The organism is Kibdelosporangium phytohabitans (genome assembly GCF_001302585.1).
Classification (GTDB): domain Bacteria; phylum Actinomycetota; class Actinomycetes; order Mycobacteriales; family Pseudonocardiaceae; genus Kibdelosporangium; species Kibdelosporangium phytohabitans.
Genome location: NZ_CP012752.1, coordinates 10,960,510 through 10,981,670 on the forward strand (window position 1 = coordinate 10,960,510; position 21,161 = coordinate 10,981,670).

18 protein-coding genes are annotated in these 21,161 nt (G+C 67.1%); 6 read left to right on the forward strand and 12 right to left on the reverse strand.

The genetic code is table 11. The features are described from left to right. The first annotated feature begins 42 nt into the window (after nt 1-42). A complete protein-coding gene (locus tag AOZ06_RS57480; RefSeq protein WP_157233661.1) occupies nt 43-798 on the forward strand; it encodes a hypothetical protein in 756 nt (251 codons plus the stop codon). A 186-nt stretch (nt 799-984) separates the two neighbouring features. On the opposite strand, the gene AOZ06_RS49015 is transcribed toward AOZ06_RS57480, so the two are convergent. Beyond that, nucleotides 985-2,949, reverse strand: a complete 1,965-nt coding sequence (locus AOZ06_RS49015; RefSeq protein WP_054295646.1) for a S9 family peptidase — start codon at nt 2,947-2,949, stop codon at nt 985-987. Between the two features lie 65 nt (nt 2,950-3,014). On the opposite strand from AOZ06_RS49015, the gene AOZ06_RS49020 reads away from it, so the two are divergent. Then, the gene (locus AOZ06_RS49020) at nt 3,015-3,788 is read left to right on the forward strand and encodes a helix-turn-helix domain-containing protein (RefSeq protein WP_054295647.1); all 774 of its coding nucleotides are present in this window, start codon (nt 3,015-3,017) and stop codon (nt 3,786-3,788) included. On the opposite strand, the gene AOZ06_RS49025 is transcribed toward AOZ06_RS49020, so the two are convergent. Next, nucleotides 3,779-4,255, reverse strand: coding sequence for an Lrp/AsnC family transcriptional regulator (locus AOZ06_RS49025; RefSeq protein WP_236951979.1), 477 nt, complete (start codon nt 4,253-4,255; stop codon nt 3,779-3,781). The two genes, AOZ06_RS49020 and AOZ06_RS49025, sit on opposite strands and share 10 nt — an antisense overlap. A gap of 81 nt (nt 4,256-4,336) precedes the next feature. Here AOZ06_RS49025 and AOZ06_RS49030 point away from each other — a divergent pair, with 81 nt between their 5' ends. After that, complete coding sequence (locus AOZ06_RS49030) at nt 4,337-5,305, forward strand: aldo/keto reductase (RefSeq protein ID WP_054295649.1); 969 nt, start codon at nt 4,337-4,339, stop codon at nt 5,303-5,305. Nucleotides 5,306-5,746: 441 nt separating this feature from the next. Here the strand turns inward: AOZ06_RS49030 and AOZ06_RS49035 are convergent, their stop codons facing one another. After that, nucleotides 5,747-6,883: an IS701 family transposase gene (locus AOZ06_RS49035; protein WP_083472547.1), complete on the reverse strand. Its 1,137-nt coding sequence runs from the start codon at nt 6,881-6,883 to the stop codon at nt 5,747-5,749. Between the two features lie 136 nt (nt 6,884-7,019). On the opposite strand from AOZ06_RS49035, the gene AOZ06_RS55615 reads away from it, so the two are divergent. Then, nucleotides 7,020-7,825, forward strand: a protein-coding gene (locus AOZ06_RS55615) for an IS5 family transposase (RefSeq protein ID WP_157233231.1) whose coding sequence is annotated in 2 segments (ribosomal slippage) — nt 7,020-7,359 and nt 7,359-7,825 — 807 coding nt in all. Because the reading frame shifts where the segments join, the coding sequence is not laid out codon by codon here. A 904-nt stretch (nt 7,826-8,729) separates the two neighbouring features. Here the strand turns inward: AOZ06_RS55615 and AOZ06_RS49050 are convergent. From AOZ06_RS49050 to AOZ06_RS49065, 4 genes are all read right to left on the reverse strand, one after another. Further along, complete coding sequence (locus tag AOZ06_RS49050) at nt 8,730-10,280, reverse strand: DNA polymerase Y family protein (RefSeq protein WP_054295650.1); 1,551 nt, start codon at nt 10,278-10,280, stop codon at nt 8,730-8,732. An 86-nt stretch (nt 10,281-10,366) separates the two neighbouring features. Then, complete coding sequence (locus tag AOZ06_RS49055) at nt 10,367-10,597, reverse strand: hypothetical protein (protein ID WP_054295651.1); 231 nt, start codon at nt 10,595-10,597, stop codon at nt 10,367-10,369. A gap of 216 nt (nt 10,598-10,813) precedes the next feature. Beyond that, on the reverse strand, nt 10,814-11,569 hold the full coding sequence (locus tag AOZ06_RS49060) for a hypothetical protein (RefSeq protein ID WP_157233662.1): 756 nt from the start codon (nt 11,567-11,569) through the stop codon (nt 10,814-10,816). Between the two features lie 112 nt (nt 11,570-11,681). Then, nucleotides 11,682-12,374 carry a GntR family transcriptional regulator gene (locus AOZ06_RS49065; protein WP_054295653.1) on the reverse strand — a complete coding sequence of 231 codons (693 nt, stop codon included), beginning with the start codon at nt 12,372-12,374 and terminating at the stop codon, nt 11,682-11,684. 77 nt (nt 12,375-12,451) lie between these two features. Between AOZ06_RS49065 and AOZ06_RS49070 the strand changes: the two genes are divergently transcribed. Together AOZ06_RS49070 and AOZ06_RS49075 are read left to right on the forward strand one after the other, a co-directional pair. Continuing rightward, nucleotides 12,452-13,705, forward strand: coding sequence for an MFS transporter (locus AOZ06_RS49070; RefSeq protein ID WP_054295654.1), 1,254 nt, complete (start codon nt 12,452-12,454; stop codon nt 13,703-13,705). Next, the gene (locus tag AOZ06_RS49075) at nt 13,702-14,469 is read left to right on the forward strand and encodes a putative hydro-lyase (protein WP_054295655.1); all 768 of its coding nucleotides are present in this window, start codon (nt 13,702-13,704) and stop codon (nt 14,467-14,469) included. The genes AOZ06_RS49070 and AOZ06_RS49075 overlap by 4 nt, the downstream gene beginning before the upstream one ends. 336 nt (nt 14,470-14,805) lie before the next feature. Here AOZ06_RS49075 and AOZ06_RS49080 read toward each other — a convergent pair whose 3' ends face one another. The 5 genes from AOZ06_RS49080 to AOZ06_RS49100 all read right to left on the reverse strand — a co-directional run bounded on the left by AOZ06_RS49080 (nt 14,806) and on the right by AOZ06_RS49100 (nt 20,477). Further along, nucleotides 14,806-15,987 carry a phytase gene (locus tag AOZ06_RS49080; protein ID WP_218921903.1) on the reverse strand — a complete coding sequence of 394 codons (1,182 nt, stop codon included), beginning with the start codon at nt 15,985-15,987 and terminating at the stop codon, nt 14,806-14,808. Between the two features lie 41 nt (nt 15,988-16,028). Continuing rightward, entirely contained in the window at nt 16,029-17,594 is a 1,566-nt protein-coding gene (purH, locus tag AOZ06_RS49085; RefSeq protein ID WP_054295657.1) for a bifunctional phosphoribosylaminoimidazolecarboxamide formyltransferase/IMP cyclohydrolase, read from the reverse strand. Then, complete coding sequence (gene purN, locus AOZ06_RS49090; protein ID WP_236951980.1) at nt 17,591-18,178, reverse strand: phosphoribosylglycinamide formyltransferase; 588 nt, start codon at nt 18,176-18,178, stop codon at nt 17,591-17,593. Before purN ends, purH begins: the two co-directional genes overlap by 4 nt. Before the next feature lie 86 nt (nt 18,179-18,264). After that, a complete protein-coding gene (locus AOZ06_RS49095) occupies nt 18,265-19,602 on the reverse strand; it encodes a cell division protein PerM (protein ID WP_083472440.1) in 1,338 nt (445 codons plus the stop codon). Between the two features lie 155 nt (nt 19,603-19,757). Further along, entirely contained in the window at nt 19,758-20,477 is a 720-nt protein-coding gene (locus tag AOZ06_RS49100; protein WP_054295659.1) for a DUF5336 domain-containing protein, read from the reverse strand. Between the last annotated feature and the right edge of the window lie 684 nt (nt 20,478-21,161).

The following is a 21,161-nucleotide window of genomic DNA, read 5'->3' on the forward strand; positions in this document are numbered from 1 at the left end:
GAACCCCTTTTTCCGCAAGTCCGGCGCGTTTACCGTCCAGCCGTGACTCAGCACCCGCAGGGCCCGTACCAGCCGGGCCAACCCGGCGGCACCCCGTATGGTCAGGGGCCGTCCGGACAAGGCCAGCCGCAAGGTGGCGGCCAGCAGCCATACGGCCAGCAACCGCCGTACGGCCAGCCACAACCTCCCTACGGTCAGCCGCAGCAGCCGTACGGTCACCAGCATGCCGGTGGTGGCGCGCACAGCGCGGGACCGAAGACCCCAGAGGTTCCCGGTTTCGCCATGAAGTTCACCGGGATCGGCGCCAACTGGGGCACCGGCGGCAACCGGCCCGCGCTGCCCGTGCCCAAGAGCGTCATCTGGGCGTTCCTGCTGTCCGCGGGGGCGGCCGTGATCAGCGCGCTGTACTACATCGTCTACGCGATCATGTTCTCCAGCTATTTCGGCGGGTTCTACAACGGCGGCCCCACGGTCTTCGGCCTGCTGATCTGCGCGGGCCTGTTCGTCATCTCGGTGATGATGCGCAACGGTGCGGAATGGGCGCGGATCGTGCTCGCCGTGCTCAGCGGACTCGGCGCGCTGCTGGGACTGATCGGCTTGTTCAGCCTCGGCCTGCTGTTCACCGTCGGCGGCGGGTTCGGCGCGGTGCTGCTGATCTTCTCGATCGTCCAGGTCGCCGCGCTCGCCGCGACGCTGTTCTTCCTGTTCCAGCCGGACTCGAACGCCTACTTCAAGTCCGCGCCGGCAGGACCCGGATACCCGCCGCCACCGCCGGGGCCCCAGAACTTCGGCGGCTGATCCTCCATCGGCGGACGTTGCCTCGGGATCAACTCGGCGAGGAGATCCTGGGCCATGTCCCGGTCCGACCGGTACAACGAAGAGAAGTGCTCGAACATGTGTTCGAGTATGTCCCTACGGGTCACCTTGGTCAAGTCGAGGGGCCCTCGTGCGCTCCCACGAGGGCCCCTCGGACATCCACGCTGGTCAGCCCAGGTTTTCCGGCCGCTGCCAGTCCTGGCCGAGCACGTGGTGGGCCAGGAAGGCGAAGACAGTCGAGTACCACACCTTCGTGTGATTCGGTTTGAGGATCCAGTGGTTCTCGTCCGGGAAGTAGAGGAACTTGTGCGGGTTGTCGCCGGCTTTCGCCCGTGCCGACAATTCCCACCACAGCCGCAGGCTTTCCCCGACCGGCACGCGGTAGTCCTTGTCGCCGTGGATCACCAGCATCGGAGTGGTGATGGCGTCGACCGACCGGTGCGGTGAGTTGGCGTCGGCGTCCGCCTCGGTCATCTCGCGCACGAAGTCGAACGCCATGTCGGTGGTCGACATCATCTGGTCCATCGCCCACAGCGAGGCGTGGGTGACGATCGCGTCGAACCGGTCGGTGTGCCCGGCCACCCAGTTGGCCATGTAGCCGCCGAACGACCCGCCCATGGCGGCGGTCCGGCTCGCGTCGAGGTCCGGCCGTCGCAGCGCCGCGTCGGTGAGCGACATCAGATCGGTGTACGGCGCACCACCCCAGTTCGCCCAGCCCCGGCGGATGAACTCCGTGCCGTAGCCCGAGGACAGCGCGGGATCCGGCAGCAGCACGGCGTATCCGCGGGCGACCGCGAGCCACGGGTTCCAACGCCACATCCAGGCGTTCCACGTCATGTACGGGCCGCCGTGGATCCACAGCAGCAGCGGCGCGGGTTCCTGCGACTGCGGCAACGCGATCCACGCGCGGATGGTGGTCCCGTCGGCGGCCGTGGTGGTGACCTCTTCCAGCCGTCCGGGAACCTCGTACGCCGGCCCGACCAGGAGCTCCATTGTGGACCCGTCCAGCGCGACCCTGACCGGCGAAGGCGGGCTGTCCACGGCCGAGCGCAGTGCGTAGGCCCACTGCCCGTCCCGGGAAAGCCGGACATCGGTGTACGCGCCGTCGTCCGGCGTCAGCCTCGTGACCTGACCGGTTTCCACGTCGACGCGCCACAACGGCGCCCGGCCGTTGTCGTCGGCGCCGATGACGAGCGACTGGCCATCCGCTGTCCACAACGGATCACGCGGCCAGCGGTCCCATTCCGCGGCGAGCAGCCGCACCTCACCACCGGCGATCGGGATGACAGCGAGCCGGCGGTCGAAGACGTCACCGGGAGAACAGCGCTGCAGGACGACGACGGCGACGTACGCGCCATCCGGGGAGATCGCGGGCGAAAGGTACTCGAAGTCCGGATTGTCGGCCAGCACACGGCGTTCGCCGGTGGCGACGTCGATGGTGACGAGAGTGCTGCGCTGGCTGGCTGGGTCCTCCGCGACGAGCCAGCCCGCCACGATCGTCGACCCGTCCGCCGAGAGGTCCCACCCGGTCTCGTTGCTGTCCAGGGCAGGGCCGACGTGCCCGGTGAGGTCACGCAACCGGTCACCGTCGACCACGAGGAACCGGCGCCGGTCCGGCCCGATGTGCCGGTCCCACGCCCGGATCGGATATTCCTCGTGCAGGATGGCCGTGATCCCGGCGTCGTCCCGGCGCTCGCGCACCTGCCTGTCGTGCTCCGGATCCGTGGCGGACGGCAGCAGCGGCGAGGTGATCACGATCGTGCCGCTGGCGCTGACCCGGATGTCGTCGATCCCGCCGGACGGGGCCACGACCTGCCGGGCCTCGCCACCACCGGACGGCAGCAGCCACAGCGAGCTCTTGTCCGTGGCGGTCGGCCGCTTGGCGGTGAAGAGCAGGTCGCCATCCGGTGTCCACGCCGGGTCGGCCTCACCCTCGGCTCCCCAGGTGAGCCGCCTGGCTGGGCCTTCGCCACCCGCGTCGACCTCCCACAGCGAGGTGACGTACCGGTTCTTCTTCTCGTCGGGCACAGCGACGGAGTAGACGACTCTGCGGCCGTCCGGCGACAGCCGCGGTGGGCCGTTGCGCGGCAGTTTGACGTAGTCGGCGAGGTCATCGAAGGGGCTGCGGATCATTAGGCCGTCTTACCACTTCGGCGGCGGCCTGCTTTGTTAATTGAAATTGTGCTTGAGTCTCCCCCGTGGGGAGCTCGCAGAGTGAGGACGTGCGCTACACGATCGGCGAACTGGCGAAGCGGACCGGGCTGACGGTGAAAGCCATCCGGTTCTACGCGAACCAGGACATCGTCCCGCCGACCGGCCGCAGCCCCGCCGGGCACCGGCAGTACTCGGCCGAGGCCCGCGCCCGGCTGGAACTCGTCCGCGTGCTGCGGTCGCTGGGCATCGACCTGCGCACTGTCCGTGAAATCCTCGACAAGGAGATCGCAGTGGCCGAAGTAGCGGCGAACCAAGCCGACGCCGTCGAAGCCCGGATCCACGCCCTGCGGCAGCAGCACGCGGCGCTGAAATCGCTCACCGAGATCCCGGACCTGCCGTCCCAGCTGGGACTGCGGCCGGGAATCGCCCAGAGCCTGACGCCACACCTGCCCGCGACACCTTCGGCGCAACAGCTGGAAGCGTGGCTGGAGCTGACCGAACTCGTACGCGACAAGGACTTCCGAGCGGCGATGCGCCGGTTGGGCGAGCACTACGCGGACCGGCCGCTCGAACCCGACGCCGTCGCGCTGGTCCGCGACCACGCCGACCTGTCACTCGATCCGGCGTCACCGCAGGCCTACGCGCTCGCGACCAGCATCGTCCCGGCTGACCGCGGGCACGAGGTGGAAATCGCCGCCGACCCGAGGCGAGACCGCTACATGCACCTGCTGGCGATCATCAACGGCTGGCAGCAGCCAGAGCCGGTAGTGCCTGCGGTGACCTGGTACATCCAGACCCTGCGGGCTCATCAGTCCTGACGCGCGGTGACCGGCAACGGGCGCAGCGGCACCGGCGTGGACACGACGATGGACGTGGTGGTCTCCCCGTGGAGCAGGAAACGGTCCAGCACGTGTTCGAGGCTGCCGATCGACGGGACGTGCACCTTGAGGTAGATGCAGTCCTCGCCGGTGATCCGGTGGCACTCGACCACCTCGGGGGTGTCCACGGCCGCTTTGGTGACCTTGGGCAGTTGCCCGGGGCCGGGGTTGACGCGGACGAGCGCGGTGACCGGCATGCCCAGCGCGGTGGGGTCGACCTCCATCCGGAAACCCGTGATCACACCGGTGCTCTCCATCCGCTGCACCCGTTCGGTGACCGCGGGAGCGGACATCCCGACCCGGCGAGCCAGCGCCGACATGGAGATGCGCGGGTCGGCGTGGAGTTCCTCCAGCAACCGGACGTTCACGGCATCGAGCAGGTCACTGCAGGCAACAGGGGCAGTCACCCTTGCTTTTGTAGGCATCTCGCGTCTCCAGCCTTCAGATCACCATTCACACGCCGGTTCCGAGTCGAGAATATGGACCTTATGCGATATGTCCACTTGGGGGCGACCGGGTTGCGGGTCTCCCAGATCTGCCTGGGAATGATGAGCTACGGCAAGGCCGAGGTGCGCGCCTGGCACCAGAGCGAGGGCGTGGCGGAACCGATCGTGCGGCGAGCGGTGGACGCGGGCGTGACGTTCTTCGACACCGCGGACATGTACTCGCTGGGAGCGAGCGAGGAGATCACCGGGCGGCTGCTGGGGAAGATGTTCGCCAAGCGCGACGACTACGTGCTGGCGACCAAGGTGTACTTCCCGATGGGGCCCGGCCCGAACGACCAGGGCCTGTCCCGCAAGCACATCATGGCGAGCATCGACGACTCGCTGCGCCGCATCGGAACCGACCACGTGGACCTGTACCAGATCCACCGGTTCGACTACGAAACACCGTTGGCGGAAACGATGTCGGCGCTGCACGACATCGTGAAAGCCGGAAAAGCCAGGTACATCGGGGCGTCGAGCATGTACGCGTGGCAGTTCGCGAAGGCCCAGCACCTGGCCGCGGTGAACGGCTGGACAGCGTTCGCCGCGATGCAGAACCACTACAACCTGATCTACCGCGAAGAAGAACGCGAGATGATCCCACTCTGCCTGGACCAAGGCGTCGGCGTGATCCCGTGGAGCCCGCTGGCGCGCGGCAGGCTCGCCCGCACCGACACCACGACCCGCACGACCACGGACCCAGTCGCCACGATGTACGACGCCCACACCGAAGACGACGCGAAGGTGATCGACGCGCTGCGATCAGTCGCAACATCTCGCGGCGTCCCAGCGGCACAGGTCGCGTTGGCGTGGCTGGCTGGAAAGCCAGGCGTCACAGCTCCCATCGTCGGCGCAACCAAACCCCAGCACATCGAAGACGCCATCGCGGCTGTGGATTTGGAGCTGACGGAGGACGAAGTTGCGACACTGGAGGCGCCGTATCGGCCGCACCCGATCCTCGGCCACGACTGATCCGGCCAGTCAATCCATTTGCCGGTCGCCCGTTTACCGCGAAGCACTTGTTAGCTGGGCAGCGAAGCCGCGCCGGACCTTCTCCAGTTTTCCATTCGACAGCTGAAGGCATTGCGGCAGCTCGCCTGTTTCCTGCGTCCATCTTTTCCGGCATGCTTCGGTATGGCTGGGTTTTGCACGGACAAGCCGGTCCTCGCCGGGGGCTGACCTCTGGGCAGGAGCTTTGTCGTTGGTGTTCTTCCTTTCTTGTGCTCTGGATCCTTTGGTCTTAGTACTGCAACGACAGGTTGTGATGTCCGCGTCTGCGGTAGTGGCTGATACGGGCGCGGGTCTGGCTTGTTCGTCGCCAGTTCGACCAGTGCACGACGTGGCGGATCGTGTGGACCACCGGTGCTGTGATCCGATTCCATAAGCGGCGGATCTCGTTGGCGGACAGCGGAATCAGGGCGCGGTCGGTACCGGATGTGGTGCCCCCTTTTTCGCGGCTTCTCTGGTGATCACCAGAAATGCCGCGGCAGCCATGGACAATGTGATATGCCGGTACCACGCCGCATAACCTCGAACCTGGTAATGGTCCAGCCCGGTCTCGTTCTTGGCGGTCTGGAAGGATTCCTCAATGGCCCAACGAGATCCCGCGACACGTACAAGGCGCTCCAGAGTGGTCTCACCAGGGCCGAAACAGACGTAGTAGGCGATGTCGGTGGGATCGGTCAGGCTGCGGCGAGCCAGCAGCCAATGCCCTCGCTCGGTCAATCGCAGCGGGCGGATATCAACCAGCGCCCAGTCGTACACCCGGTGACCATGAGCACCGTCACCACAACTCATCCGTGTCCATGAGTCCTCGGTCACCTCGGCGATGACCCGATCGACCCGAACCTTGGTCAACTGCATGGTGACCACCATCGAGTTCTTCGCCACCGCCAGGACATGGGCGATGTCCTCGGATTCCAGCCACATCCGCAACTTCGTGTCCACGCCGTAGGCCTCATCGCCGGTGACCCACCCGAACGGCATCCCGCCACGCCTAGCGCGCTCAATCATCCGTCGCGCCAGAACGGGTTTGGTCGCCAGCGTCACCTCATCCGGGATACCGGCCCGGCGGCAGCGCTCCCGATCAGAGATCCACTCCTTGGGCAGGTACAACTCCCGATCGATCAACGCCCGGCCCCGCTCCGAGGCATACGCCAGGAACACACCGATCTGCGAGTTCTCGATCCGACCGGCGGTACCGGAGTACTGACGGGCGACCCCGGCGGACGTGGTCCCCTTCTTCAGAAAGCCAGTCTCATCGACGATCAGCACACCCTGCCGTTCATCACCGAGAACCTCGATCACCGCGCCACGCACCTCATCACGCACACCGTCGGCATCCCAGGCGTAGAAGTTCAGCAACCGCTGCATCCGTTCCGGCCCAGCGTCTCCCACGGCCTCGGCCAGCGTCCAACCATTCTTCCGCTCGGTCTCGCTGAGCAAACCCCGCACATACGACCGCATCTGCCGCCGGGACTCGACCCTGGGAAACCGCGCCGCGAACCGACCCATGAACGCCTCGAAACTTGCCGACCACCCAGTCGCCATCTCTTCCACCAACACCAAGATCAACTACCACGACACGACCACAGATTACAACCTGTCGTTGCAGTATTAGAGACCAGTTCAGAATGAGATGGCGTGTCGGCTTGGCTGATGCGGCTTGGTGCTCCACGATCGCCGGATGGGTGAGGAGGCGGTCCTGACCGACGAGCTGTGGACGCGCCTGCAGCCGTTGATTCCAGCGCGTGCACGGCGGTTTCGCCATCCCGGCCGCAAGCGCGCCGACGACCGGGCCGCACTGGAGGGCATTCTGTACGTGGTGCGAACCGGAATCGGCTGGAACCGGCTGCCCACAGCCTTGTTCGATGCCTCGGGTGCTACCTGTTGGCGGCGGTTGACCGAATGGCACGACGCCGGGGTCTGGCAGCGACTTCACGAGTTGGTGCTCGCCGAGCTTCGCGCTGCGGGCCTGCTGGACCTCTCGGCCGCCTTGGTGGACTCCACGCACTTGCGGGCGCTCAAAGGGGGGACCACACCGGGCCGAGTCCGGTCGATCGACGCAAGCCTGGCTCGAAGCACCACCTGATCACTGACACACACGGCACTCCGCTCGCGGTCACGCTCACCGGCGGGCACCGCAACGACGTCACCCAGTTGATCCCACTGATCGAGGCGATTCCGCCTATTCGAGGCGTGGTCGGCAAACCACGACGACGACCAGTGCGGCTCTATGCCGATCGCGGCTACGACCACGACAAGTACCGCCGCTTGGTGCGTGACCGGGGCATCATCCCGGTCATTGCCCGTCGAGGCGCCGAGCACGGCTCCGGCCTGGGAAAGGTCCGCTGGCCGGTAGAGCGAACATTTGCCTGGCTCAAAGGCTTCCGGCGATTGCGCATCCGCACCGAACGCCGAGCCGATGTCCACGAAGCCATCCTCAGCCTTGCCTGCTCCGTCATCTGCCTACGAAAAATCATTCTGAACTGATCCCTTAGTGGCGTGGGTGCACCTGCCCGACGGCCTGCCGGAGGCAACCCACGCGTCAAGAGGTCCGTATCGCCTGCGCTGCGCGTTGCTTTGCGTTGACGGACCTCTGGACACGTGTGGTTGGGCTTCGCCCAGGCAGCTCGGACCGGTTCACTGCCTACTCCCTCGCCACAGCGAACTCGCCACCGCTCAGGCAGCTCGGACTGGTTCTGCGCTTGCGCTCGCCGTGGCGGGCTGAGTGTCGCTCAAGCCGCATGGGCAGGTTTTCTGCTGCTCCCTCGCCACAGCGAACTCGCCACCGCTCAGGCTCCTCGGACCGGTTCTGCGCTTGCGCTCGCCGTGGCGGGCTGAGTGTCGCTCAAGCCGCATGGGCAGGTTTTCTGCTGCTCCCTCGCCACAGCGAACTCGCCACCGCTCAGGCTCCTCGGACCGGTTCTGCGCTTGCGCTCGCCGTGGCGGGCTGAGTGTCGCTCAAGCCGCATGGGCAGGTTTTCTGCTGCTCCCTCGCCACAGCGAGCTGGCCACCGCTCAGGCTCCTCGGACCGACCGGTTCACTGCCTGCTCCCTCGCCGCAGTGAGCTGGCTACCGCTCAGGCAGCTCGGACTGGTTCTCGGGTTGCGCGCTCGCCGTGGTGGGCTGTGGTGGTCGCGAGGACCGAGAGGTCCTATGGGCCGGTCCGCATAGGTAGCCCCGTCTGAGGGCGTGTCGTTGGCGGCGTCACTCTGCTGGTCGGATTGCGGCGATCGGCGTGTGGGGAGACCTGTCCGCGCTGATGAGTGTGCTCATGCCGGTCGTGTATGCGCGGGCGTGGCGTGAGCGATCGGCGGCTGGCCATAGCCCAGCACATCACGACGGCTCGCGGCGATGCAGCGGTTTGACGGCGTTGACGGTGTGGCTCGTTGGTCAGTCGTAATGGGCGTGGACGGTCCAGGTGCCTTCGTTGTAGGCGAGGAGGAGGGCTGCTTGGGTCGGTTCGGCGCCGAGGAGGACCTGGATACGTGCTTGGCAGCGGGTTTCCTTGGCCCACCAGCGTTCGTTCGCTGCCCATGGTCCTGCCCAGTTCGCTACTGGGCGGGGTGGGCCGCCGTTGATGCCGACCTTCGCGGGGGCGGCTGTCAGCAGGTCGCGGTCTGTCACTTGGACGGGCTCGCCGGATTCGTCGACGACGGTGGCGGGGAACGGGGCAGGGAACACCACCGCTGGTGATGGTGCGGGGAGTTGCCCTGGCCAGGGGAGAGCCGGGTCCGACGTTGGTGTGAGTTCCTCGCCCCACGGCACCAGCCGTACGCGGTCGATGGGATCCCGTCCGCCGCCGAGTACTGGTGTGTACACGGATTCCGGGCCAAGGAGGCCTTGGACGCGGACCATGGCCCGTCCGGCTTTCTCACCGGCTTCGGCGTGCCCTTCGCCTCGCCACAGATCCAGTTGTAGTGCTTTGCCTTCGACTACCTCCTCTGGTGCGAGCCACAGTGTCCTGATTCCCGCGGTTGGGCCGCCGGTTCGCAGCCAACCGTCCAGTTGCCAACGCACTCGGTCGGCGATTCCGTTGGGCGTCAACGGTTCCGCGCAACGCCAGACTCGGCCCAGCTCCTCGTCACGTTCGCTGCGCGCGTAGATGCCCAAGCGGGTGCAGGCAAGGCCATGGGCGGCCAAGCCCGCGTGTAATCGGTCGGCGAGGGACTTGGCCACGAAGGCAGCCGCGTCCACTCGTTCGACCGGCGGATCGAGCTCCTCGCTGATCGAGAGGTCCGGCGGTGGCCTGCGCCTGGACGGCGGACGTTCGTCCAGGCCTCTCGCCAGCCGGTGGGCCTGGACCGCCGCCGCGTCGAACCGGGTCGCCACATCGCGTTCGGTGATCCCGGCGAACGCACCGAGAGTCCGCAAACCCAGGCGGCGCAACAGATCGATCAGCTCTGTGCGCTCCGGACCGCCTGGTTGCGCCAACTCGTTGACGGCCAATGGCGCCAGGAACTCCGCGCTGGTTCCCGGTGGCACCAGCACCCCACGGTGCGCGGCCAGGGTGGCGGCGAACAGGCCGTCGGCCACGCCGACCTGACACTCCACCCCGGCTCGGTCGGCGACCTGATCGATCAGCCGCTCGGCCGCCGCCTCCTCACCGCCGAAGTAACCGGCCGGCCCCCGCGCGGGCACGGCCACCAGCCCCGGCCGGACGATCTCGACGCCGACGGCCAGCTCCTCCACCGCCGCCGCGACCGCCTCGAACAGCCGCGCATCCCTGACCGGGTCGTCGTCGAACACGACCAGTTCGGGACAGCGGCCCTGGGCTTCCCGGCGGCGCATGCCCCGCCTGATGCCCTCGCTTCTCGCCACGGCCGAGCTGGCGATCACGCGATTGGCCGCCACCACCGCCATGGGAATCGTCATGGGCAGCCCAGCACTCGAAGCAGCCGCCACCACCGGCCAGTCCGGGCACCAGATCACCACCGTTCGCATAGTTCGAACATAGGTTCGATCGATCGGAGGGTCAATCACTCAATCGGGTAGGTGTTTGCAGCATGTCTACTTAGGACATCAGGACTTCATTCCGCACTCACGGCGGCTCTTTCACCGCGCCGCTTGGTCACATACGGAAGCACGAACATGTAGAGACCACTGAACATGAGAAACGTGAGCGGGAACAACGGCAGGTACAGCACCCATTCGGCAGGCTGTTGCTGCACCGAGACAGCGACAGCGGCCATGATGACGGTCACCGTGAAGGCCATGGACACCCAACGATGGGTCTGCCGGATCCGCTTGTTCCACTTCACTGAGACCTCCTGGAGAAACAGGCACGGCGCCCCACCGGGCGGGATTCCAGTCATGAACGGACACCGGATGGCGGCGGTATCGCCTGCGCCACAACGTCATCCGGCTTCGAACCGGTCGCGCCGGGACTCGACCGACTGGCTATTGCGCGACCGCGACGTCAGTTCCGGACTCCCGGGTGACGCTTCTTGATCCCTGACCGGTCTCGACGCGACGACTCAGGCGCGCAGAGGCGTGACGTTCTCCAGCGCGGATGGCATGACCGGGAGCGATTCGGCGGCCGGCGGCCAGAAGCCATCGGAGGGCAGTGCCACCGGCTCGGTTGTCACACCATCCCGGCTCACGAAGACCGTTGCGGTGCTTGGCCGGGCCGCCGAGCCCCTGCCCTGTGCGGCGATGGTGAGCTCACGAGTGTGAAAATGACCGTAGCCATTCGACATACCGGCCCAGCGACTGTGGACGTGCGCGAGTTCCAGGTCCGCGCCGGGCCAAGGGCCGAACGGGACCAACACGGCGCCACGATGACGGGCGCGCGCGGACAACCGGCGGGCGTGCGACTCCTGCAACCGCCCGGCCGCCGCGATCACGACAATGTCCATACCGTCGAGCAGGGCACCGGCCACAGCAGGTAAATCGGCGCCGGGCTTGGGAACCAACGCCAGGCGGGACACTGCGACCCCGAGTTCCGACGCAGCCACGATCCCCAATCGCGGCATGCCGATCACCCCGGCCCACGACCCGCCGGCCGTTGCTTCGGCAAGCAGCGCGAGCAGCACTGTGGCGGACCCGCGTACCGCCACAGTGCTGCCACGCCGCAAGCCACCCCACGGGAAGAGCCCGGCCAGTGCTTGACACACCGGCAGCACTCGTTCCCGGTCGACCGATGTCAGGGTCAGGCCGCTGGCCACTCCCACCCCGTCGGGCATGGCCCCGGACATCAGCGACGCCGCTCTCGTCACTGCTGACCCCGACACCGGAACACCTCCCGCACACCGAACGACCGCCGTGGGGAGCCGGCGCGTCTCGAACATGTGTTCGAGCGCTGAGGTTAGCTTAGCGGGCCGTCGAGAGGGCCCGCAAGGCGGGTCACTCTGCCGGGTTGTGGTTCGCGTAGGCGCCGACCAACTGGTGCTCGGCATCGTCCAAGTAGGTCGCCAGCATCGCCGCCGCGCTCGCGCCGTCGCCTGCACGCAGGAGCTCACCGATCTCGCCGTTGCGCACCAGGTAGGGCTCATGGAACCAACGCGGGTCCTGCATCACGTAGAAGACCAGGCGCAGCTCCGCGAGAATGCCGCGCATCAACTCGTCCACCCGCGGACTGCCCGTGAACGAAGCGATCACCTGATGGAACCGGATGTTGGCGGTGCCGAGCCCACGCCAATCGGCGCGTTCGGCCGCCGCTGAGCCGTCGGAAACCGCCGCGAGCAGCGTCTCCAGGCCAGGCGGCGGTTCGGTCAGGTCACGAACCGCGGCGCACTCGACCAGTTTGCGAACCCGGTAGATGTCAATCACGTCGTCAGTGGTGAGAACGCGGACGAAAACACCGCGGTTGAGCTCGTGCGTCAACAGGCGCTCGTGCGTCAACAGCCGGAAGGCCTCACGCAAAGTGTTGCGGGACACGGCAAGCGCGCCCGCGATCGCGTCTTCGGCCAGCCGCGTGCCGGGCGGGAAGAAGCCCTCGCTGATCCGCGTCCGCAGCACGTCGGCGACCCGCTCGGCAGTGCTTGTCCGGCCGAGCAACGCCCGGTCGGCGATCAGTCCTGACGTTTCGGCCGACATTCGTCCAGCTTACCTCTTGAAGGATTGTTGAACGATCCTTACAGTCAACACATCCGCAGCATCCTCGGGAGGTGCCGATGAGCACGACGACCCAGGGCAAACCCAAGCCGTTCGAGTGGTTCCGGTCGCTCGGCGGGCGTGGAAGACGTGCGTTCGTCGGCGCCTTCGGCGGATACGGCCTCGACTCGTACGACTTCCAGGTGCTGCCACTCAGCATGGTGGCCATCACCGCGTACTTCAGCCTGACCAAGGTGGAAGCGGGCCTGCTCACCACGGTGACCCTGGTGGTCTCGGCGGTGGGTGGCGCGATCGCGGGAATCCTGGCCGACCGGATCGGCCGTGTCCGGACGCTGGTCATCACGGTGATCACCTACGCGGTCTTCACGGTGGCGTGCGGATTCGCGCCGAACTACGAGACTCTGCTTGTCCTGCGGGCATTCCAGGGACTCGGTTTCGGCGGCGAATGGGCAGCAGGCGCCATCCTGATCGCGGAGTACGCCAAACCCGAGTACAGGGGCCGCGCGGTGGCGTTCATCCAGAGCGCGTGGGCAGTCGGCTGGGGCCTGTCGGTGATCGTCTACACGGTGGTGTTCAGCATCGCCGACCCCGACGTCGCATGGCGAATCCTGTTCTGGACAGGCGCGTTGCCAGCGGTCCTGATCTGGTACGTCCGCCGGAACGTGACCGACGCGCCGCACGTCGAGCAACAGCGCAAGGCCAACAAGAACAGGGGATCGTTCGCCGCGATCTTCAAAGGAGACCTGACCAGGACAACACTGTTCGCCTCCTTGCTCGCGACAGGAGTGCAGGGCGGCTACTACACGCTGGCGACATGGTTGCCCACGTTCCTGAAGACCGAACGGGGCCTGACGGTCGTCGGAACCGGCGGCTACCTGGCGTTCCTGATCTCCGGCGCGTTCATCGGCTACGTCACCGGCGGCTACCTGACCGACTGGATGGGCAGGAAGAAGACGTTCACGCTCTTCGCCGTGCTGTCCGCGGTGCTGATCATCGCGTACATCAACATCCCGGAAGGCGCGAACACGCTGGTCCTGATCCTCGGATTCCCGCTCGGTTTCTGCGCTTCGGCGATCTTCAGCGGGTTCGGGTCATTCCTGGCGGAGCTGTACCCGACAGCATTGCGCGGCACAGGCCAGGGATTCACGTACAACTTCGGCCGCGCAGTCGGCGCACTCTTCCCGACGCTGGTCGGGTTCATGGCAACGAGTTGGGGCGTCGGCGGTGCGATGGTGTTCGGGGCGGTCGCGTACGGCATCGCCGTGCTGGCGTTGCTCGGACTGCCGGAAACCCTGGGAAGGGAACTGACATGACCCCGGACCAGGCACGGAAATCCTTCAGAGAAGGAACCGCCGCACCAACCAGCGGCTGGGCACCCGGCTACGCGCAAGCAAACCTGATCGCGGTCCCCCGCGACTGGGCGTACGACTTCCTCCTGTTCGCACAACGCAACCGAAAACCGTGCCCAATCCTGGACGTAACAGATCCAGGCACGACAAGCACCGCACTGGCCCCCAACGCAGACCTGCGCACAGACATCCCAAGCTACCGCGTATGGGAGAACGGGGAGTTGCTGTGCGAAGTGCGGGACGTAACGCGGATGTGGCGCTCGGACCTGGTGGCATTCCTGCTCGGATGCAGTTTCACGTTCGAACACGGACTGGTAGCGGCCGGAATTCCGCTCAGGCACGTCGAACAAGGCCGCAACGTGTCGATGTACATCACCGACCGCGATTGCCGACCGGCAGGACGAATCCGCGGACCACTAGTGGTCTCGATGCGGCACATCCCCGCGAACATGACAGAAGAGGCGAGCCGCATCAGCGCAATGATGCCGGACGTACACGGCGCCCCCGTACACATCGGCGACCCCAGCGAACTAGGCATCAAAGATCTGTCCACACCAGACTTCGGAGACGCGGTGGACGCAGAAGCCGGTGACGTGCCGATGTATTGGGCTTGCGGGGTGACACCGCAAGCCGCGCTGATGACATCTTGCCCACCTTTCGCGATCACGCATTCACCCGGCCACATGTTCATTACCGATGTGCCGGACGAGACATACCGAATCGCATAGGCACAACGGCAAGGCGAGCGCCACCCAGCCCAAGAAAGCTAGCGCGAACCAACCACAAACGGCTCGCGCGCAAGCGCGGAACCAACCCGAGCGGCGAGCGCGCAAGCGCAGAAAAGGGCTTCGGGGGTGCTCCTGCCCAGAGGTCAGCCTCCCGGCGAGGGACCAGGCTTGTTCCGTGCAAAAACCACAACAAGAAGCCCTAGCACCTATACAAACAGTCCCCCACCCAACCCGGGGGGCGTCCCTGCTCCAGTCTAACGGGGAAACAGCAGGTCAAGGAGGCTACCGGCCAGTTGTGGACAACGAGATTTGATGAAGGGACCACCGGCTCGACGGTCAAGGGATCGCTCGAGCGACCTCCTCCCACCTGACGAACTTGAAGTTGGTGCTGTCCCTGGATTCGCCGGCGTTGCGACCGTCCTGCACAGCGAGCAGACCGTGTGGATACCGAGGACCAAGGGAAGTCCCGACCACAGTGGCGCCATCGCTTTCCTGTACGAGGTCGTCGCCGTACTTGATCTGGAACGACGCCCGATATCTGCCCGGCAAGTCGTACGCCGCGAAAGTGTTGTCGCCCTGACTCGACACCAGAAGCAGGTTTCGTCCATAGTGGATTGTGAGACCTTCGACGTCCGCTGAGACGTGATGGCCGCCGAAACCCGGGTCCTTCCCCGGCGCGCATTCCTCGGTTTCGGGATCGTAGGTTCCCGGGACGCCGAATTCGCGGACCTTGTCGATCAGCACGGGCCGTCCGGTCAGCTTCGCCGATACCCGCCATATGCCGACGTCTTCCTGGCCCGCGTACAGCGTTCCGGTTCGGTGGTCCACGACCATGCCCTCGACCTGCGGTTGCACGCCAGGCTCGTCGCACGGCTGCCACTTCGCGCCGTTCGGCAGCGTGAACTCGCCGGGCAGGTCAAGCGTCCGGACGACGCGGTAGCTGTACCTCTTCCCGCGCGGCTCGACCTTCAGCAGGGCGACCTGGGTTGTCGAGCGGCGGCTGACAAGCACATACGTCGCGCGGTCGGCCCGGTCGTACCACGCCGCCAGGCCGTATGCCGTTCGTTGTTCGTCCACTTCGGACTGATTTGCCGAGAACACGAACGGCACATCTGGCGCGGTCAAGTCCTCAAGGCCATTGACCTTGTAGAACCGGATGTGGTCACGGCCGCGGTCGGACACGATCGCCAGGTCGTCGACGATGTCGACGTTGTTGAACCGGCCTGGTGCGTGCTCGGGTCCTGGGCGGGCCGGGGCTGCTACGTGCTTGATCTGCTTGCCGTCCAGGCGATACGAGTGGAGCCCGCCTTCTTTCGCCGTGGCGACGACGATGCCGCGGCTGGGGTCGTGGTCGTTCACCCAGATCGCGGGGTCGTCGGCGTCCGCGTTGCCGCCTTCAGCGTCGTCGAACAGCCCAGGTGTCTCCACCTGGGCGTCCACCTTCGGGTACCCCGCAGCCACGGCGGGGTGTTGCCCGGCGAGGATCGCCGTGAACACTACGAGCAGGACTCTTCGCATCCACGGCATCCTGCCGGGCGACTGTGAACAGCGGACGAACGTCAGTGGGCGAAGTGCCGCGTCCCGGTCAGGTACACCGCGACCCCGGCCGCTTCGGCCGCCGCGATGGTCTCCTGGTCACGGATCGAGCCGCCGGGCTGCACGATCGCCTTCACGCCACCCTCGATCAGCACCTGCGGACCGTCGGGGAACGGGAAGAACGCGTCCGACGCGGCAACCGAGCCCTTGGCGCGGTCGCCCGCCCGGGTCACCGCCAGGCGGCACGAGTCGACCCGGTTGACCTGGCCCATCCCGACGCCGACGGTCGCGCCGCCGACCGCGAGCAGGATCGCGTTGGACTTCACCGCGCGGCAGGCGCGCCACGCGAAAGCCAAGTCCGCCAACGTTTCGTCGTCGACAGGCGAGCCGGTCGCCAGCGTCCAGTCCGCCGGGTCGTCGCCGTCGGCCTGCAGCGTGTCCTTGGTCTGCAGGAGCAGCCCACCGGACACCGGGCGCAGTTCGGCGCCGCCGCGCTGCGGCTCGGGCGCGATCAGGATGCGGATGTTCTTCTTGCGCGTCAGCACGTCCACCGCGCCGTCGGCGTACGAAGGCGCGACGATCACCTCGGTGAAGATGTCCGCGACCTGCTCGGCCATCTCCACGGTGACCTCGCGGTTCGTCGCGATCACGCCGCCGTAGGCGCTCACCGGGTCGCACTCGTGCGCCTTGCGGTGCGCCTCTGCGATGTCCACTGTGGATATAGCGATGCCGCACGGGTTGGCGTGCTTGATGATCGCGACGCACGGCTCAGCGTGGTCGTAGGCCGCGCGGTAGGCCGCGTCGGAATCGACGTAGTTGTTGTACGACATTTCCTTGCCGTGCAACTGCTCTGCCGTCGCCAAGCCCGAACCGCCGTGGCTGGAGACGTACAGAGCCGCGCCCTGGTGCGGGTTTTCCCCGTACCGCAGCACGTTCGACCGCTTCCAGCTGGCACCGACCCAGCCGGGGAAGTTGCTGCCCTCGTCGTCCGGCGACAGCACGCCGCCCATCCAGGACGCCACGGCGATGTCGTAGGACGCGGTGTGCCGGTAGGTCTCCAGCGCCAGCTGCTTGCGGTCTTCCAGCGTGAATCCGCCCGCGCTGACCTTCTCCAGCACCCAGGAGTAGCGGGACGGGTCGATCACGACCGCGACCGAAGCGTGGTTCTTGGCTGCCGCACGCAGCATCGCGGGCCCGCCGATGTCGATCTGCTCGACGCACTCGTCCGGTGACGCGCCGGACGCGACCGCCCGCTCGAACGGGTACAGGTTCACCACGAGCAGGTCGAACGCCTTGATGTCCAGGTCGGCGAGCTGCTGCACGTGCTCAGGGCGGCGCATGTCGGCCAGCAGGCCGGCGTGCACGCGCGGGTGCAGCGTCTTGACCCGGCCGTCGAGCGACTCGGGGAAACCGGTGACCTCCTCGACCGGCGTGACGGGCACACCCGCGTCGGCGAGCACCTTCGCGGTGCCGCCGGTGGAGATGATCTCCACACCGGCCGCGTGCAGCCCGGTCGCCAGTTCCAGCAGACCAGCCTTGTCCGAGACGCCGATCAGCGCACGCCGAACCGGACGTGTCTCTGAGGTCACGGGATACTCACCTTTCGTCCATCCACGGTGTAGCCCTCGCGCACCAGGCGCGTGAGCACGTCGACCAGCAGCCGCCGCTCCACCGTCTTGATCCGTTCGTGCAGTTCGGCCACATCGTCCCCGGGCTCGACCGGCACCGCCTGCTGGGCGAGGATCGGCCCGGTGTCCACGCCCGTGTCCACGAGGTGCACGGTGCAACCGGTGACTTTGACGCCGTAGCCGATGGCTTCTTCGACCGCGTGGGCGCCGGGGAAAGCGGGCAGCAGCGCGGGATGCGTGTTGATCACGCGCCCGGCGAAGCGCGTCAGGAACGCCCCGCCGAGGATCTTCATGAACCCGGCCGAGACGACCAGGTCCGGTTCGTACGACGCGACTGTCTTGGCGAGCGCTTCGTCCCACGCGGCGCGGTCGGCGTGGTCACGCACCCGCTCGACGAACGTGGGCACGCCGGCGCGCTCGGCGCGCGCGAGGCCTTCGATACCAGTGCGATCGGCACCGACCGCGACGACTGCGGCCGGGATCGCCCCGACGCGGATCTCGTCCAACAGCGCCTGCAGCAGCGTGCCCGATCCGGAGACGAGCACGACGACCTTGGCGGGGTTGGGCAGCGAATGCGGTTGAGCGCTCAGCGTGGTCTCCTGGCCTGGTCGGTTACGGCCAGCCTAAGTGCTCACTTCTGGATCTCTTCGGGCAGGTCCGGCTCGTCGTCATCGGGTGACGGCTCGTCCTTGTCCTCGTCCACCGGGTTCTCGTCCGGCGCGACCGGTTCCTCCGCGCTGTCCGTGGCCTCTTCGTCCGGGGTGGTTTCCTCGCTGTTCCCGTCCGTCTCCGCCTCGGCTTCGATGGAGTCGTCCAGCAGTCCACGCGCCGGTGCGAGCACCAGCCGAGGCCCGGCCCACCAGGCAACGGTCGCGGCGGGCAGCGCGATCCACAGCAACATCGCCAGGCCCATGCTCCACGGATGCACGGTCAACGGGTCGAACACGCCGTTCGCGAGCCGTCCACCTGCCCCGATGCCCAGCAAAACGCACCCGCCAGCCACGACGACAGCGGACGCGCCGACCGCACGCAACCGCGCGATCGGGTCTTCGCTGGCGTCCCGCAGAACCCAGCCGACCAGGGCACCCGCCGCCATGGGCAGCAGGAAGAGAATCGGCCACCAGGCCGCGCCCCTCTCCGGCAACGCGGCAAGGATCGGCACGCCCGGCAACGGGCCGCCCGTGAAGTGCAGCGGTGCGGCCGTCAACTCGCCGATCGTCACGCCGGGGCCCGCGACGAAGGAAATCCCGCCGACAACGGCATTCGGCAGATACGCGGCCGACATCAGGAACATGCCCAGGCCGTCGCCGAGGCTCGGCGCGAACAACGCTGCCGCCGTCGAGAACGACGTGGACAGTCCGAAGAGGAACAACGCCGCCCCGAGCCCGACCATGGTCGCGAGGCCGATCAGACCCGCGCGAAGCCCGTGCACCACGAGTTCGTCGCAACGGTCGAGAAGATCTTCGAAATACCCGCGTCTGGCGAGTCCGAGGACCGCGGCCAGACCCGCGACTCCGGCGGGCACAAGCAGCCCGGCGGTGATCGTCGCCGTCGCCGTGGCCTTGGCGAGAACCGCGCCGACGACAGCATGCGTCGCCATGATGGTCGCGACGATCGACACGACGTCCCGCGCTGACTCCACCTCCAGCCGATCAGCCGCGTTCGCGGCCGCTCGGCTGACCAGCCACATGACCAGCAGCGTCGGCAGCAGGGGCAACGCGCCCAACGCGTGACCGTCGAGCGACAACGGCGCTTGATAGGCCGCGAGCCAACCCGGGAGGCCAGCCGACAGCACGCTCAACGTCGAGATGTCTGTCTTGGTGGCAACGGAGATGACAAGCGCGAGTAAGCCGACCACGGCCGCGTACCCCAGGAACAACGGTCCGATCGCGGCCACCAGCAGTACCCGCGCCCGGCTGGTGAACGGCTCGTCTACGTCGTCCGCCAGATCGGGTGGGTACAGGGACATACAGTCACGATGACAGCACGGAAGGTGCTCGGGCCAGAAGGCACGCCGCCCAGTCAACCGATCAAGTGAAATACGTCGAGGCTGGTCACAGCCTGTCTACATAAGACGACGGGCGGGCCGTGAAGGTCACGGCCCGCCCGTCGGGGGAAAGATCGTTACTGCTGCGGCGGCTGCTGCGGGTAGCCACCCGGCGGAGTACCGGGCGCACCGAACTGGCCCTGCTGCGGCGCGAACTGCGTCTGCTGGCCAGGGCCGCCGAACGGCTGCTGGCCGGGCTGCGGCTGCTGGGCGGTCGCCTGCGCGCCACCCGGCGGCTGCTGCGCCGGGAAGGCACCGCTTGGCGGGTACGCACCAGGGTGCTGCTGCGGGTAGCCACCGGGCGCGCCGTACGGGTTCGGCGCCGGGGGCTTGATGATGCCCTGCTCGAACAGGTACGCGGCAACCGAAGCACCGGCCTGGAGGATGCCGAAGATCAGGATCATGATGCCGCCGGCCGCGATGTCACCGCGGGCCGAGAACACGCTGAACAGGAACGCCAGCATCACCGACACGCTCAGCAGAGCGGGCAGCAAGCCGGCCTTCTTCTCACCGCCCGGCAGGATCACCGGGAGCACAGCGAGGCCCGCGGCCGCGAAGAGGCCGGGAACCCAGCCGAAGAACGCCTCGTAGAAAGACGCGCCGGTGACGACCGGGGCGAAGCCGAGGAAAAGATTCAGCAGCCCCAGACCACCCGCGCCGAGGGCGAGCATCTGCGGCAGGCTCAGTTTGAGGCCGCCTCCTGGGCCGGGCGGGGGGCCGTAACCTGCTGGGCCGGGCGCGGGCTGGTGCGGGCCTTGACCCGGGTAGCCGCCCGGCGCTCCGCTCGGGAAGGTCATCGCGTGCTTCTCCTCAGCTGGTGCTCACCGCGATAGTTCGGACAAATTTTTCCACCTTTGACGCAGCCTGGCACATCATGGTTCCCCGGATGGTCCGATTGCGGCACTTGGCAGGGCCGGACGCTACACCAGCACCCGGTCGGGTGAGTGCAAGACTCTTGAGCCGGTGTGCCGCGTCCCGGCGCCGCCGACCGGGCCGACCCGGTTGACCAGCAGCGATTCAGGAAAAGAAGTCACCGGCGCGCGATTAAAGTTTTGATCACAGCCTGGTGCCGCGTCCCGACATGGGAGACGTCGGGCAAGCGCGGCAGTGAGAAGCGTGCACGACGAGTAGCCGACCGGTGCGGCTGAGTACTCGGCACCCAACTCTCCACAACACCGCGGTCCGGGAACGGCCCGCGACTGGCGCGCCGAGATCCACACCGGACTCGGATGCCGACGTGAGCCCGAGTTGCCTGCGCAGTCCGACGAAGCCGCGGACCGGGCTCGACGCGCAGCCGACGGGGTCGGCCGTCGAGATCACTGGCGGCGAAGACCAGGTGCACGGAAAGCCTTGGCGCAGTTGATGTTCCTACGCGAACCGCGTCGCCGGCGCGCGTGCCGATCAAGCGATCACGCCGCAGCCATGCGTCGACCCGCAGAAGCCCGGCCGAGGTACCAACCAGCTCGAGCACAGCGAGCATT